Origin of the sequence: Salipiger pentaromativorans (genome assembly GCF_024721115.1) — a bacterium.
Taxonomy (GTDB): domain Bacteria; phylum Pseudomonadota; class Alphaproteobacteria; order Rhodobacterales; family Rhodobacteraceae; genus Salipiger; species Salipiger pentaromativorans.
This window is the reverse complement of sequence record NZ_JAMDHK010000024.1, coordinates 21,207-37,125: the sequence shown is the minus strand read 5'-3', so window position 1 is coordinate 37,125 and position 15,919 is coordinate 21,207. Positions and strand designations below refer to the sequence as shown.

General features: G+C 63.5%; 11 protein-coding genes. 9 read left to right on the top strand and 2 right to left on the bottom strand.

What is annotated here, in order from left to right; genetic code table 11:
* The first annotated feature begins 12 nt into the window (after positions 1–12).
* The 6 genes from rfbC to M4578_RS23970 all read left to right on the top strand — a co-directional run bounded on the left by rfbC (position 13) and on the right by M4578_RS23970 (position 9,192).
* Positions 13–576 carry a dTDP-4-dehydrorhamnose 3,5-epimerase gene (gene rfbC / locus M4578_RS23995; RefSeq protein WP_258095679.1) on the top strand — a complete coding sequence of 188 codons (564 nt, stop codon included), beginning with the start codon at positions 13–15 and terminating at the stop codon, positions 574–576.
* A complete protein-coding gene (gene rfbB, locus M4578_RS23990) occupies positions 573–1,628 on the top strand; it encodes a dTDP-glucose 4,6-dehydratase (RefSeq protein ID WP_258095678.1) in 1,056 nt (351 codons plus the stop codon). The genes rfbC and rfbB overlap by 4 nt, the downstream gene beginning before the upstream one ends.
* Positions 1,538–2,500 (top strand): dTDP-4-dehydrorhamnose reductase, encoded by a 963-nt coding sequence (gene rfbD / locus M4578_RS23985; RefSeq protein ID WP_258095677.1) that lies wholly within the window; start codon positions 1,538–1,540, stop codon positions 2,498–2,500. The genes rfbB and rfbD overlap by 91 nt, the downstream gene beginning before the upstream one ends.
* Before the next feature lie 13 nt (positions 2,501–2,513).
* Entirely contained in the window at positions 2,514–3,392 is an 879-nt protein-coding gene (gene rfbA / locus M4578_RS23980; protein ID WP_258095676.1) for a glucose-1-phosphate thymidylyltransferase RfbA, read from the top strand.
* Positions 3,393–3,606: 214 nt separating this feature from the next.
* On the top strand, positions 3,607–8,373 hold the full coding sequence (locus M4578_RS23975; RefSeq protein ID WP_258095675.1) for a DUF4214 domain-containing protein: 4,767 nt from the start codon (positions 3,607–3,609) through the stop codon (positions 8,371–8,373).
* Between the two features lie 87 nt (positions 8,374–8,460).
* A complete protein-coding gene (locus tag M4578_RS23970; protein WP_258095674.1) occupies positions 8,461–9,192 on the top strand; it encodes a sulfotransferase family 2 domain-containing protein in 732 nt (243 codons plus the stop codon).
* An 84-nt stretch (positions 9,193–9,276) separates the two neighbouring features.
* On the opposite strand, the gene M4578_RS23965 is transcribed toward M4578_RS23970, so the two are convergent.
* On the bottom strand, positions 9,277–11,772 hold the full coding sequence (locus tag M4578_RS23965) for a DUF4214 domain-containing protein (RefSeq protein ID WP_258095673.1): 2,496 nt from the start codon (positions 11,770–11,772) through the stop codon (positions 9,277–9,279).
* 59 nt (positions 11,773–11,831) lie between these two features.
* Between M4578_RS23965 and M4578_RS23960 the strand changes: the two genes are divergently transcribed.
* A complete protein-coding gene (locus tag M4578_RS23960) occupies positions 11,832–12,995 on the top strand; it encodes an alpha/beta hydrolase (RefSeq protein WP_258095672.1) in 1,164 nt (387 codons plus the stop codon).
* Positions 12,996–13,018: 23 nt separating this feature from the next.
* On the opposite strand, the gene M4578_RS23955 is transcribed toward M4578_RS23960, so the two are convergent.
* Complete coding sequence (locus M4578_RS23955; protein WP_258095671.1) at positions 13,019–13,789, bottom strand: hypothetical protein; 771 nt, start codon at positions 13,787–13,789, stop codon at positions 13,019–13,021.
* 680 nt (positions 13,790–14,469) lie between these two features.
* Between M4578_RS23955 and M4578_RS23950 the strand changes: the two genes are divergently transcribed.
* Complete coding sequence (locus M4578_RS23950; RefSeq protein ID WP_258095670.1) at positions 14,470–15,135, top strand: hypothetical protein; 666 nt, start codon at positions 14,470–14,472, stop codon at positions 15,133–15,135.
* A gap of 232 nt (positions 15,136–15,367) precedes the next feature.
* Positions 15,368–15,919, top strand: a complete 552-nt coding sequence (locus M4578_RS23945) for a hypothetical protein (RefSeq protein WP_258095669.1) — start codon at positions 15,368–15,370, stop codon at positions 15,917–15,919.

Genomic DNA, 15,919 nt, shown 5'->3' with positions numbered 1-15,919 from the left:
GGAGAGGACCTCATGGACATCGCCCAGACCGCCATTCCCGACGTGCTGATCCTCACCCCCCGGCGCTTTCCCGACGGGCGCGGGTTTTTCTCCGAAAGCTGGAACGCCCGGCGCATGGCGGAGGCCGGGCTCGACATCGCCTTCGTGCAGGACAACCATTCGCTCTCTGAACAGGCCGGCACGGTGCGCGGGCTGCATTACCAGGCGCCGCCCCATGCCCAGGGCAAGCTGGTGCGCTGCGGCCGCGGCGCGCTGCTGGATGTGGCGGTGGACATGCGCCGCGGCAGCCCGACCTACGGGCGCTGGGTGGCCGAGGAGCTGAGCTTCGAGAACGGCCGCCAGCTCTGGATCCCCGAAGGCTTCCTGCACGGCTTCCTGACGCTCGAACCGATGACCGAGATCATCTACAAATGCACCGATTTCTACAGCCCCGAAAGCGAGGGCGCGGTGCTCTGGTCGAGCTGCGGCATCGACTGGAACCATGCGGGAGAGGTGTTTCTCAGCGACAAGGACGCCGCCGCGCCGCCGCTGGCCGAGTGGCAGAGCCCCTTCGCCTATGCGGAGGGCGCGGCATGAAGCTGCTGGTCACCGGCGGCGCCGGGTTCATCGGCTCCGCCGTGGTGCGGCTGGCGGTGTCGCGCGGCCATGCGGTCGTCAATCTCGACGCGCTGACCTATGCCGCCTGTCTCGACAATGTGGCGCCGGTGGCCGACGATCCGCTTTACGCCTTCGAGCAGGCCGATATCCGCGACCGCGCCGCGCTCGACCGGATCTTTGCCGCCCACAGGCCCGATGCGGTGATGCATCTGGCCGCCGAAAGCCATGTGGACCGCTCGATCGACGGGCCGGGCGATTTCATCGAGACCAATATCACCGGCACCTACAATATGCTGGAAGCGGCCCGCACCTATTGGGAGGCCGAGGGCCGGCCAGACGGGTTCCGCTTTCACCATATCTCCACCGACGAGGTCTTCGGCTCGCTGCCTGCCGACCCGGCGGTCAAGTTCACCGAAGCTACACCTTACGACCCGCGCTCGCCCTATTCGGCGTCGAAGGCCAGCTCGGACCATCTGGTGCGCGCCTGGCACGAGACCTACGGGCTGCCGGTGGTGCTGACCAATTGCTCGAACAATTACGGCCCCTACCACTTCCCCGAAAAGCTGATCCCGGTGGTGATCCTGAACGCGCTCGCCGGCAAGCCGATCCCGATCTATGGGCGGGGCGAGAATATCCGCGACTGGCTTTATGTGGAGGATCACGCCGACGCGCTGCTTCTGGTGGTGGAAAAGGGCGCGCTGGGGCAGAGCTACAATATCGGCGGCGAGAACGAGCGCACGAACCTCGAGCTGGTGCAGACGCTCTGCGCCATCCTCGACCGGCTGCGCCCGCAGGACAGACCCTATGCCAGCCAAATTTCCTTTGTCACCGACCGGCCCGGCCATGATGCGCGCTATGCGATCGACCCCGCGCGCATCCGGGCCGAGCTGGGCTGGCGGCCCTCGGTGACGGTCGAGGAGGGGCTGGAACGCACGGTGCAATGGTATCTCGACAACGAAGCCTGGTGGCGCCCGCTACAGGCCCGCAAGGGCGTGGGCCAGCGGCTGGGCACCGGGAAGGCCGCGTCATGAGCCTGCTGATCTTCGGGCAGAGCGGGCAGGTGGCGCGGGAACTGGCGCGGGTGCCGCAACGTGTTTCGCAGCGAAACAGAGTCTTTCTGCCGCGCGCCGAGGCCGATCTCTCCGACCCCGAGGCCTGCGCGGCGCAGATCCGCGCCCATGCGCCGGCGGCGGTGATCAATGCCGCCGCCTGGACGGCGGTGGACGATGCCGAGGCGCATGAGGCCGAGGCGCGGGTCGTCAATGGCGACACCCCCGGCGTCCTGGCGCGGGAATGCGCGGCGCTGGGGATTCCCTTTCTGCATGTCTCGACCGATTACGTCTTCGACGGGCAGGGGGAGCGGCCCTGGCAGCCCGGCGATGCCACAGCGCCGGTCAATGCCTATGGCCGCACCAAGCTGGCGGGCGAGGAGGCGGTGCGGGCCTCCGGGGCGCGCCATGCCATCCTGCGCACCTCCTGGGTGGTCTCGGCGCATGGGCGGAATTTCGTCACCACCATGCTGCGGCTCTCGGAAAGCCACGACGCGCTGCGGGTGGTCGAGGACCAGACCGGCGGGCCGACCCCCGCCGCCGACATCGCCCGGGCGCTGCTGAGCATGGGGGAGGCGATGATCGCGGGGCAGGGCGGCGGCACCTATCATTTCGCCGGGCAGCCGGCGGTGAGCTGGGCGGATTTCGCGCGCGAGATCTTTGCCCAAGCCGGGCGCGCGGTCGCCGTCACCGGCATTCCGTCGTCGGAATATCCCACGCCCGCGGCACGGCCGCACAACTCGCGGCTCGATTGCGCCACATTGACGGCGGATTTCGGCATTAGAGCCCCGGACTGGAAGGCCGGGCTGGCGGATATTCTGACAGAGCTCGGGCAGGCAAAAACATCTCGCTAGGCAGAGGGCAGCCATGAACGCGCGCAAGGGGATCATTCTGGCCGGAGGGTCGGGCACGCGGCTTTATCCGATCACCATGGGGCTGTCGAAACAGCTTTTGCCGATCTACGACAAGCCGATGATCTATTACCCGCTCAGCGTGCTGATGCTGGCGGGCATCCGCGAGATCGCCCTCATCACCACCCCGCAGGATCAGGACCAGTTCCGCCGCCTGCTGGGCGATGGCGGCCAGTGGGGGCTGAGCTTCACCTATATCGTGCAGCCCGAGCCCGAGGGGCTGGCGCAGGCCTATCTGCTGGCGCGCGATTTCCTCGACGGCGCGCCCTCGGCCATGGTGCTGGGCGACAATATCTTCTTCGGCCACGGGCTGCCCGAGCTGCTGGCCGCGGCCGAGGCCCAGCCCGAGGGCGGCACCGTCTTCGGCTATCGCGTCGCCGATCCCGAACGCTATGGCGTGGTGGATTTCGATGCCCAGGGCAGGGCCCGCGCCATCATCGAGAAACCCGTGCAGCCGCCCTCGCGCTATGCGGTGACCGGGCTCTATTTCCTCGACGGCAGCGCGCCGGAGCGCGCCGCACGGGTCGAGAAATCCGCCCGGGGCGAGCTGGAGATCACCACGCTTCTCGAGATGTATCTGGCCGAGGGGCTGCTCAATGTGCAGCAGATGGGGCGCGGCTTCGCCTGGCTCGACACCGGCACCCATGCGAGCCTGCTCGACGCGGGCAATTTCGTGCGCACGCTGAGCGAGCGGCAGGGCCAGCAGATCGGCAGCCCGGACGAGATCGCCTTCCAGCAGGGCTGGATCAGCGCCGAGGCGCTGCGCGCCCGCGCCGAGACCTTTCGCAAGAACGATTACGGCGCTTATCTGTTGCAGCTTTCCGGTCTGGAATAATTGCAGAAATCCGTGCCGACCAAAAAAATGTCACAGATGTCTTTTTTAGTTTTCCCGAGCGGTTCGTGACTTGCCAATGCAGAATGAGTCGCGATGAATGTAAACGTCTTGGAAACGATAACGCGCTAATCCAAGTGGGAACGGACGAGCAGAAGTACCTTCTTTTGCAAGAGTGTTTGGAATACCCGGTTTTTCCGGGCAGGGGACAATAGACATGAACGATTTGTTTGGCGATTTCGAAGTCGAATACGCCGCGCTTTCGACGGCTTATGAGCCAAACGATACCTACGATACCGCCGCCGATCTGACCGATGGCTCCCATACGGTCACCGGCACCGTGGTGGACTGGTTCCGGATCGAGACGGTGTCGGGCGAGATCGCCATCGACCTGACCGCGCTGACCTCCTCGGGCGGGCAGATCCAGAACCTCAATATGGCGCTTTACAGCGACCCCACGGGCCCGGCGCTTGCGGCCGACATCCAGCCCGGCGGCGTCACCGAAAGCATCCGCTATCTCGCCGGCACCGACGGCGTCTACTACCTCAAGGTCTATTGGGCGCAATATGCCGACGGCTCCCATCCCGACGGGCTGAGCTTCGGCTATCAGCTCGATGTCGACCTGCCCGAGATCATGCCCTCGGACGGCAACGACACGATGGAGACCGCGGCCCTCATCGGCGATGGCAGCGCCACCTATCACGGCACCTCCGTCGACTGGTTCCGGATCGACACCGTCTCGGGGCCGATGAATTTTACGATGACGCCGCTGGAACAGTCGGATGGCAGTTTCCAGAACCTCAACTTCACGCTCTATGACGCCAATGGCAACGTGCTGCGCGGCGGCAATATCTCGGATGGCGGCGCCGAGACGATCAGCCATACCGCCGGCACCGACGGCACCTATTACCTGCGGGTGTTCTGGGCCCGCTATCCCGATGGCGCCCCCAACGGGGTGACGCTGGATTACACGCTCGACGTCGATCTGCCCGAGGTCGTGGTCTCGGACGGCAACGACACGATGGAAACCGCCGAGACCATCACCGAAGGTGTGCTGACCCGCAGCGGCACCGGCATCGACTGGTACAGCTTCACCGCCGTCTCGGGGGTGGTGCAGGCGACGCTGACCGCCACCAGCGGCCAGAACCTGAACCTCACCCTCTTCGATTCCGACGGCAATGTGCTGCGCGCCGGCTCGGGCGATACGATCACCGAGAACCTGAGCCAGGTGCTGGCCACCGACGGCATCTATTACCTGCGGGTGATCTCGGCGGTCTATCCCAACGGCGCCCCCAACGGGGTGACGCTGGATTACACCCTGTCGCTCGATCTGCCCGAGGTCGTGGTCTCGGACGGCAACGACACGATGGAGACCGCCGAAACCATCACCGAAGGCGTGCTGACCCGCAGCGGCACCGGTATCGATTGGTATCGCTTCAACAGCGTCTCGGGGGTGGTGCAGGCGACGCTGACCGCCACCAGCGGCCAGAACCTGAACCTCACGCTGTTCGATTCCGACGGCAATGTGCTGCGCGCCGGCTCGGGCAATGCGATCACCGAAAGCCTGAGCCAGGTGCTGGCCACCGACGGCATCTATTACCTGCGGGTGATCTCGGCGGTCTATCCCAACGGCGCGCCCAACGGCGTGACGCTGGATTACACCCTGTCGCTCGATCTGCCCGAAGAGGTGCCCTCGGACGGCAACGATACCCAGGCCACCGCCGAACTCCTCGCCGCAGGGGTGACGACCCACAGCGGCACCGGCATCGACTGGTATCGCTTCAACAGCGTCTCGGGGGTGGTGCAGGCGACGCTGACCGCCACCAGCGGCCAGAACCTGAACCTCACCCTCTTCGACGCCGACGGCAATGTGCTGCGCGCCGGCTCGGGCGATGCGATCACCGAGAACCTGAGCCAGATCCTCGGCACCGATGGCACCTATTACCTGCGGGTGGTCTCGGCGGTCTATCCCGATGGTGCCCCCAACGGCATCACGCTGGATTACACGCTCGACCTGCAACTGCCGGTGGCGGACCCTTCCGACGGCAACGACACCCAGGCCACCGCCACCCCGATCACCGAGGGCGCGGTGATCCGCAGCGGCACCAAGGTCGATTGGTACAGCTTCGAGACCGGGCCGGGGATGATGAATTTCGCCCTGATTGCGCTGCCCTTCGGCGACGGCACCGTGCCCAATCTCAACCTGACGCTTTATAACGAGGCCGGCACCGCCATCCGCGCCAATCTGAGCGACGGGACCGAGAGTTTCAGCTATATGGCGCTGGAACAGACCACCTATTACCTGCAGGTGAACTGGGCCACCTATCCCGATGGCGCGCCCAACGGCTTCACCATGGAATACGACCTGCGCGTCAACCTGCCCGACAACACCTGGAGCGTGCCGCTCGAATTCGGGCCGGTGCGCAACGCCTCGGTGACGGTCTACGACATCGACAACGATGGCAAGGACGAGATCTTCGTCGGCACCTCCAAGAGCATCGACGCCGCCGGCAACGAGGTGCTGCCGGCGGGGCTGATCGTGCTGGAAGACGACGGCTCGATCAAATGGACCCAGACCTTCGCCGCCGCGCCGGGCGTCGATCCGCTCACCGGCAAGCGTTACCAGACCACTTCGGTCAGCACCGCGGCGGTGTTCTCGGATCTCGACAATGACGGCTCGATCGACATCATCGTGGGCGTCGGCGCCGATAGCGGCCAGGACGAGTTCGGCGCGGTCGGCCAGCCCGGCGACATGGGCGGGGTCTATGCGCTGAACGCCGACGGCTCGATCAAGTGGTTCTTCCAGACCCGCGACAGTTTCGGCGACGACAACCGCTCTGACGGGGTCTATGGCACGCCGCGGGTCTATGACATCGACGGCGACGGCGCGCGCGAGGTGATCTTCACCTCCTGGGATCACTATCTCTACGTGCTCGACGGGCGCACCGGCGAGCTCGAATACGAGGTCAATGTGCACGACACCGCCGGCGCCACCCCGGCGGTGGGCGATATCGACGGCGACGGGGTTGTCGATCTGGTCGTACCCTCGGATATCAGCGTCAACGAACGCGCCGGCATCTATACCCAGGGCGGGCTGTTGCAGGTGCTGTCGAATTACGGCCTGGCCAATATCGAGGGCTGGACCGACCAGATCGGCGACACCACCTCGATCGACTTCCGCGGCAAGTTCGAGGAACAGTCGCTGTGGTCCTCGCCGCAGCTTGTCGATCTCGACGGCGACGGCACGCTCGAGATCGTCCAGGGCACCGGCAACTTCTTCCAGGACGGGCGCGGCGAATACATCAAGGTGTGGAACTCCGACGGCTCGCTGCGCTTCGAACGCGCCACCAACGGCCGGGTGATGGCGGCGCCGCTCGTCGTCGATCTCGACGGCGACGGCCGCAGCGAGATCATCGCCGCCACGACCAACGGCTATGTGCATGCCTGGACCGCCGGCGGTACGCGGATCTTCTCGACCCAGGTCATGCCCTATGGCGCCGAGACCACCGCCGAGGAGCGGCCCATCGTGCACCAGCCCATCGCCGTGGACATGGACAATGACGGCGATCTGGAAATCCTCGTCACCGTCGGGTCGCAGATGATCGCGCTGGATGGCGACGGCACGCAGATCAGCGCGCTGACCGAGGCCGACCGGGTGTTCAACACCTATGCCGGCTCGCCGGTGGCCAAGGACATCGACGGCGACGGCCGTCTCGACCTGATCTCGGGCGGCACCACCTTCGAGCGCGACCAGGCCATGGTCTTCCGCTTCGAGAACCAGTTCGACGTGACCAGCGACGATTACCGCACCGGCGCCTATCAGGGCGCCCAGTCGCTGCACGACATCCGTGCCTTCGTGGAACGCTTCTACGAGATCATCCTCGGGCGCGATGCGGATCCCTCGGGCAGCAACAACTGGACCGACAGGCTCTATACCGGCGTCAGATCCGGGGCGGATGTGGCCCGCGGCTTCATCTTCAGCCCGGAATTCGTCAACCAGGGCACCACCAACGAGGAATATGTCGAGACGCTTTATGCCGCCTTCTTCGGCCGTCCGGCCGATGCCACGGGGCTGGCCAACTGGAGCGCGCGGCTCGATGGCGGCATGACCCGGGCCCAGGTGCTCAACGGCTTCATCTTCAGCGCCGAATTCGGCCGGCTCGCCCAATCCTACGGCATCCTGGTCGACAGCAGCTCGGGCGCGTATTCCGATGCGCCGGTGATCGTCGGCGACGGCACCGATGCCAACACGCTGCGCGGCGGCCCGGGCGACAATATCATCTACGACGAGGGCACCGGCGTCGAAGAGGTCTACAACAACGACAAGCTGGTGACCGGGCAGGTCTATCGTCTCTATGGCGCCACGCTGGCCCGCGAACCCGATGCCAACGGCTTCGAAAGCTGGGTGGCGGGGCTGCAGACCAACCTGACGCTGCTGCAGGTGGCGACGCGCTTCGTCAACAGCGCCGAGTTCCAGAACACCTATGGCAGCCTCACCGACGAGGAATTCGTCACGCTGCTCTATCACAACGTTCTGGGCCGCGCCCCCGACGCCAACGGCCTGGCGAACTGGGTGCAGCGCCTCGAGGACGGCATGACCCGCGCCCAGGTGGTCACCGGCTTCTCGGAATCGGGCGAGTACCGCAACAACACCGCGCCCGAGCTCGACGATTACATGCGCACGATCCGGCTGAGCTGGATCGACGTGATCGAGGGCGGCGCCGGCGACGACATCATGAACGGCAATACCGGCGGCGATATCTTCATCTTCCGCGCCGGCGAGGGCGGCAACGACGTGATCCACGGCTTCGAACCCTGGGATCAGCTTCAGTTGTCGGGCTTCGGCTTCGAGAGCGACAGCGACGCCATGGCCCATATGGTGCAATCGGGGGGGAGCGTGGTCTTCAGCCATGCCGGCCAGACCATCACCTTCCTGAACACCACGCTCGCCGAGATGCAGCGGGTCCGTTACAACCTGTCCTGACCCGGGCGGATGGACAGGCTCCAAGCGATGAACTAACGCTTTTCCGGCCCGCTTCGGCGGGCCGGATTTTTGCTGGAGAGGCCCGTTTTGCGCATCGCATTGTTTCACATCCCGAAAACCGGCGGCACCTCGCTGCACGATTTCCTGATCAGCCATTACCCCGAAGACCGGATCTGCCCGGAGCGTTTCAAGAATTTCGACCGGTTCACCCCGGCCCAGCTGCGGGAGTACGATTATGTCTCGGCGCATATGGATTACGGGATCCTGCGCCGCCTGCCGGGCCCGTTCTACACGATCACCATCCTGCGCGAGCCCAAGGCGCGGATCCTGTCGCTGTATTATTTCTGGCGCTCGCATACCGACGAGACGATCGAGAAGCTGAACCTGGTCGGGCCGCGCCTGGCCAAGAAGCTGAGCCTGCTGGAGTTCCTGCGCACCAACACCCATGGCATCCCCTCCAACATCAACAACCTTTATGTGCGCAGCCTGCTGGGCTCGTCCTGGACCGGGCCGAACGGGCGGCTGGTGCTGCAGGACGACGAGGCGCTGCGGGTGGCGATGCGCAACCTGCTGAGCATCGACACGGTGGGCTTTGTCGAGGACATGCCCCGGCTGTTCCAGGAGGTCACCCAACGCACCGGTTTCGCGATGCCCGAAGAGCTGCCCTGGGCGCGCTCGGCGCGCAATTTCGGGTCCGAGAAAGGCTCGGAAAAGGTCGCGCGCGAAGAGATCACCCCCGAGATCGACGCCCGGCTCGACCATCTGACGCGGCTCGACCGCATCCTTTACGACAACGCCCGGGCGCTGTTCCTGCGCTGAGCCGGGCCGGGGCAGGGGCCGGAAAAGAAAGGCCCCGCATCGCCGATGCGGGGCCCTGTGTCGCCGGAACCGGATCTGTCCGGGTCAGAACAGGAACATGTCGTCGGTCATTTCGCTGGTCTGGGTGTTCAGGAAGGTGATCGTCACCCCCTGATCGGAGAACACCGCATCGGCGCCCTGCTGGCTCAGATGCGCGGTGACATCGTCGTAGATCGCATAGCCGAAGTTCTCCAGATAGACATAATCCCAGGCCTCGAGATCGAGGACGGTGTGGCTGCCGGTATCCCCGGAGGCGAAATAGAACACATCGGAATAGAGCCCGCCGGCCAGCACGTCGTTGCCGTCCCAGCCTTCCAGCCAGTCGTGCTCGGCCCAGCCATAGCCATGGTCGAGCCCGCGCATCCAGGCTTTGTAATCATCCGCCGTGCTGTTCACGAATTCGGTGCTCTGGGCAAAGCCCAGCACCACCTGCGCCCGGCTCATGCCGTCGTCGAGACGCTGCACCCAGTTCGCCAGCCCGGTGGCGTCCGGGTCGCGGCCGAGCACGTTGTTGTAAAGCAGCGTGACGAAGCCGGCATTGTCGAGGCTGCCATAGGTGTTCTGGAATTCGGTGCTGTTGACGAAGCCCGCAACCGCGGTTTCCAGCGGGGTGCCGTCGGCCAGCCGCGCGGTCCAGTTGCCGAACCCGCCGAAATCGGGGTCGCGGGCCAGCGTGGCCTGGTAGATGCGGAAGACATCGTCGCCCCAGTTGGCCTGCGAATGGCCGTTGGCAAAGGCGTTGGCATCGGCCTGGGTCGCGGAAATGAATTCCTGGCTCTGGGCAAAGCCCAGCACCACCTGCGCCCGGCTCATGCCGCCGTCGAGCCGCGCCACCCAGTTGGCGAGCCCGGTGGCATCCGGGTCGCGGTCGAGCACGTTGTTGTAGAGCAGCGTGACGAAGCCCGCGTTGTCGAGCGCCCCGTAGGTGTTCTGGAACTCGCGGCTGGCGACGAAATTGCTGGTCACCTGCAGCAGGCTGTGGCTGCCGGTCACCAGCCGTTCGGTCCAGTTGTCATGGCCGCCGATATCGGGCGCGCGGTCGAGCGTGGCCTGATAGAGCCGGTAGACCGCCGCGGCCTCGTCCAGCGCATAGGCCGCCTCGAACCCGTCGCCGAAGAGGTAATCGTTGCCGCCGCCGCCGCGCCCGTCGAGCCACTCGCCGACCGCGGTGTTGCCCGAGAGGATGTCGCCATAGCCCGAGGTGCCGCGAACGTTCTCGATGCCCGCCACGCTCTGGCTGAAGGCCACGCCGTTCCAGATCCCCGTGGCGGTGCCCGCCTCGAGATCGACCCGGACCCCGGAGCCGGCGCCGCCCTGGTCGTAGCGCAGCCGGTCATAGCCCTCGCGGCCGTCGATGAGATCGTTGCCGCCCAGCGGGATGAAGCTCTCATCGGCGACGCTGCCGATCAGCGTATCGGAGAAATTGCCGGCGCGGATCTCGATCCGGTCGGGCATGTAATAGGTGCCGGTCTCCGGGTCGTAGCTGCGCTCGTAGAGGATCGTGTCGGTAAAGCCGAAGCCGTCATTGGCGACCTCGCCGGTGGTCAGGTTCACCTGCACGGGCTGGGTGGCGTAATTGCCGTTGTGATCGAAGCGGAAGTCGATGCGGACGGTGCCGTAAGAGGCGCCGATCTCGAACAGATCGTTGCCCGGGCCGCCGATGACCGACATCCAGCCGCCATCGCGGGAAGTGACCTGAAACTCGTCGTCGCCATTGCCGCCGAAGATGGCAAGCCCGTCGGCCTCGAGTGCGTTCATCACATTGGTGATCGAGGTGACGCCGAAATTGCCGTTGAGGCCTTTGACGATCGCGCCGAAATTGGCGTTGCCATCGATCTGCACATAGAGCGGGATGCCCGCATCGGCGAGCTGCCGGTGCACGATCTCGACATAGCCCCGCTCCATGTCGCTGGTATCGACGATGTCGAAGCCGGTGCCCGGGTCGACCACGTCCACGCCGTAATCGTTGTCGCCGGGATTCAGCAAGTCGTCGTCGTTGCCGCCGACCAGCACATCGTCGCCGAGCCCGCCCTCGAGCGAGTCGTTGCCATTGTTGCCGTAAAGCGAGTCGTTGCCGTCGCCGCCGACCGCCACATCCCCGAAGGCGCTGCCGAAGAAGGTCAGGTTCGAGGTCAGGTTGTCGAGATGGGCCTGGGAGGCGATGACCGACGAGGTGGCATCGAAGGTGACGTCGTCACGGTCGAGTAGCCCCATCAGGAGGCTGTCGTCGCCGTCGTCCATGAGCAGGCCCATGGCGCTGGCGAATTCCTGCAGCCCCCAGGCGATGTTCTGGAGCACCGTGGAGAGCTGCGCCGTGGGATCGTAGATCTCGATCCGGCTCACCGTGCCGGTGAGCAGAGGCGCGTTCGGGTTGTTGAAACCGGTGCCGTAGAGAACGGCGGTGTAGCCCGTCGAGGGGTTGAGAAGCTCGATCCGGGTGGCGGAGTTCGAGACAACATCGGAATCGAAGCCGTCGGTGATGCTGTTGTAGAAAGCGTCATCCAGGAAATCGCCGGAATACCCGTGGTAGGTCAAAAGCATGATAGGAAACCTTGGTCGTCAGTCTGTACATGTGTCGGTGAGCGGTGGCCCGCAGGCGCATGAGAGTCAAAAAGGCCGGATTGGGGCGAGGAATCAAGGAAAAGATTCATTTGAAAACAAATGAATCGATGGTGGCGGCGGCTCCGGGACGGATCGTCACCGGATGTGAGGGGCCCTCCAGCGGAATCCCTGAATATGACATAATAAACCTTCTGCGATACCGGGCCGATTGCCGGGGGGCGGTCGGCGCCCCTCCCGCTGCGCGTAAGGCGTGGTTCCCGCAGGAGGAGGCGGGGATATTGGACATGACAGGTAAGGGGAATCTGTTACAGATGGCGGAACGGACTATTCGTAGCGAAAGACCTTCAGCTCAGATGACACTTCATGGCATTTCCGCCGCCACCTCGGAAAACACGCTTATCGAAACCCCGAATTATTTTCTCGAGGCGTTCAGCTTTGAAACCACCGGCCCATTCGTGATCACGTTCGAGCACGCAGGGGCGCCGCGCTTCAGGCCGGACGGATACCGTCCGGGATGGGGCGCGCCGGTCTTGCGAAAGAAAGCCATATCGCATCTTTCCATCAAACCGAAGGAGGTCGACTGGTACCGCAAGCCCGACCTCTCGGACGCCTTGGCCGCGCTGAAGGACAACGGCTTTTTCGCGCGCTACGACCGGGTCATCACCTACGGTGGCTCGATGGGCGGGTATGCGGCGCTCGCCTATGCCGGCACCGTCGGTGCCGATACGGTTATTGCCATGAATCCGCAATCGACGCTCGACCGCAAACTTGTGCCCTGGGAAAAGCGCTTCGTCATGCTTGGGCAGTCACAGGACTGGAGTGACCCGCGCAGTGACGCGGCCAACGGATGCGGTCAGGCGCGAAAGGTCTATGCGGTCGTGGACCGGCGCTTTGCAGCCGACTGGAAACATATCATACGGCTTCCAGCACATAACCTTCATGTTCTGAACATTCCATATGTGGAACATTCCGTTCCACTGCATCTGGCGAACATGCGGGCGCTTGGAATTTTCATCTCGGACATCATCTTGAAAGATGATCTGGATGAAACCCATTTTTACCGCCTGATGCGAAACAGGCGGCATCTGAAAAGATATTATAACGTCCTGAAGCGGCATCCCCGGGTGCAGGCCAGTCCGAAATTCAGCGCAATCGTGGAGAAGCACTGCAATGACAGAATGGAGCTGGGCGCCCTGAAATAAAGCAGCCCGAGCTCCGACCGTATTTATATGGGCTCATATCCCAGACCCGCAACGATGGACCAGTCTATCTCATCATTAATACGCGATTTACTTTCCGGATCTATTTCACTGATCCAGCGCTGCTGGCCATAATAATCCCTGTAATAGGATTCCGTTTTCTTCTTGTCCTTGGTCGAGGCGGAGAGCGCGGTGAATTCCGACGCCGGCTCCGAAAGGAACGGTTTCAGACTGGCAAAGACCGCAGCTTGATCCACCGCGAAATCCTCATGACGCACGACGCTGTAGGACAGGCCTGCCGCGTCGAGCCGTGCCTGAAGCGCAGCATAGGCGGCCATCTTCAGATTATAGAGCGCCGTGGCGGATGTCTCGGCGCCGCCAAGACGCTCGCGCGCCACGGTTTTCCAGCGTTTGTCCAGAAAGGCGCCAAGCGTCGCCGGAGAGGCCCCCGCAATATGATAGGGCCGACGGAAAAGGCCAAGAACCCAAGAGCTTGGATGGCGAATGCAGAACACCACATGGCATTCGGAGAACGCCGAAACATCGTCGAAATCGGTCACCGCATGTTTCCAGGTCTCAAGCGGCGACCGGCCCTCGAAAACCGCGTCGATCATCTGCTCGCGCTGCCACTCGGGCTCGCCGGCATCCTGGGATTCCGTCAGGCGCCGCTCGATATCGGGATCCAGTTCTCGTGCCACCGAGGGCAGAACCAGGCTTTCCGAATTTCGCTTGATCACCGCTCGGACGGCATTTGTCGACGTGTTCCGCTCTCCAAATAGCTTAATCGTCGCGGGCATTAGTCTTGCATCCTCCGCCGAAAAAACGGTCGGGTATGATATACCTCAGGCGTGTGCTTCATGGGAAAATTCAACATTCCATAGTTCTTTTCAGGCTGAAAGAAGTTCCATTGATAGTGCAGACATTTCCTTTGTCCGTCAAGCTGATAGCGCCTCGTTTCGGGGTACGCGCCCGAACGCTGCGGTCCGCGCCGGCGGTCTTGTGCGATTCTTCGGCGCTGACCGGAGGTTCAACAGATGGCCCCGCGCCGCCCGGTGGCTCGCGGGCCTGTCCGGGGGGGGGTAACCGCGCCGATTTCCCTCAAGGAAACACCGGCCTCGCCTTACGGCAACTTCTCCTTTTCCTATCCGCTCATTCGCCCGGCGGCTGACGCCGGGCAGGCATCGGCGGGATCCCGCCAGCCACACACCCCGCCGCCTCGGCAACTCCTTGCACAATCCGTGGCAGAGGCCCCCAAAAACGCTGGCATTGCTGCGCAGCAGCGTTGAAACCGTGGGCGCCAGCAGCTAAGCTGAACGCTGCCAGCACAAGCGTTTACCGGCCATGCCGGTCGGTCGCGCTTTGCGTTGGCGTGTAGCCAAAATACCGGCGCCCAACGCTTCAGTCGGCGATGGAGGGAAGGGCGAAACTGCAGGGGCGATCTTTCTTTGTTTCACGGTCGCCGCTTGATGATGAAAATATGAACAAAAAAACGGAACAAGAAATGATTATTGTAGGCCTTGGACATCCCCGCTGTGGAACGGGTTTCACGGCGGGACTGCTGCAGGCGGCAGGCCTGGACATTCCTCACGAAAAGCCCGGGAAAGATGGTATCGTATCCTGGATGGCGGTCAGCGAACGCGGCCCGACTCCCTGGGGCAATGGCATCGGCCGCATTCACGGTCGGGACGATATTAAACTCTTTTGCTGCGTCAGATCTCCGCTGCATGCGATCCCGTCTATTATTCCCGAAAACAGAACCCTGCGTTCTTTCGCATTCCGCGTGCAGGTTATCTGGGAGAAACTCGGCGTCGATTTGACTTCGGACCGCCGGCTTCTGAATAAGCCCGTCAATATGGCGATTGCAAGTTACGTTTATTGGTTTCAGATGAATCTTATGCTGTCGCCGCAGTTTCTGTTCCGGATCGACCGGCCCGAGGACGACGAAAAACTCAGCGAGTTCGTCGGCACGGAAGTGGCCCGGAACGAAGATATCGGCCGGAATTCGCGCCCGAATTTGCGCCACAAGGACTTTACCGTCGAAGATTTGAAGAAGGTGGACAAGTCCCTGCTCAAGCCGCTCGCCGATCTCGCGAGCCGGTTCGGTTATGAAGAGGACGCCGACACGATCAAATCGGTCCTTTGACGTCATTCCGAAAGAGAACGTGCATGCCGGCCATGGATCCCGCCCCCTCGAAACGCGAAGGCTGGTTTGGCCGGCCGGTCGATCTGCGCATATTTGCGAAGGATGCAACCCGGATGTCCCGCGCCGCTGCTGACCGCATGGCCGGACCCGGCCGGCGGCGGAGCGCGCGGGCTCCGGACGCGACCTCTCGACACTTTGGGGGATTATGAAACTTCATAAAGTTATTGCTGCCTTGAGCAATGCCACCGCTGAGAACCCGCTGGGCGAGGACAGCCTCCTGCCCTATTGGGATTTCTTCTGGGCGGAGGACGAAAAGGCCAATATTTCCTCGCAGGACAAGATCCGTATCTTCCTGCTTCATATCTATTTCCACTATTTCAACGACAAGGCCGAAAACAGCGCAATTTTCGTGAATCTCGACTGGCCCGACTGGATGTTTCAGATCGCCCGTCGCCACACGCGCGACGCGATCGGGCTGTTCCATGCAAAGGACGGCAAGACCGTTTCCGAAATCGCCTCCGAAAACGGCCTGGTGAATTTCGGTTGGTTCTCCGAGGCCGGGCCCTGGGGCAACAACAGGCTGGAAACGAACGATGGGCCCGCCGGGACCCTGCTGCGTCCCTGGCCGCGGCGCACCGCGCAGCTTATGATCTACCCCTGCCCCGCCTTGGGCGATTTCGGAGCCCGCATCCATGTCGCTCCGGAAGAGCCCAACGGCACATTCGAGCGCCCGTATCTCTGGGCCATCGAACCCTACGATCTTATGATTGGCCTGATCGAATGA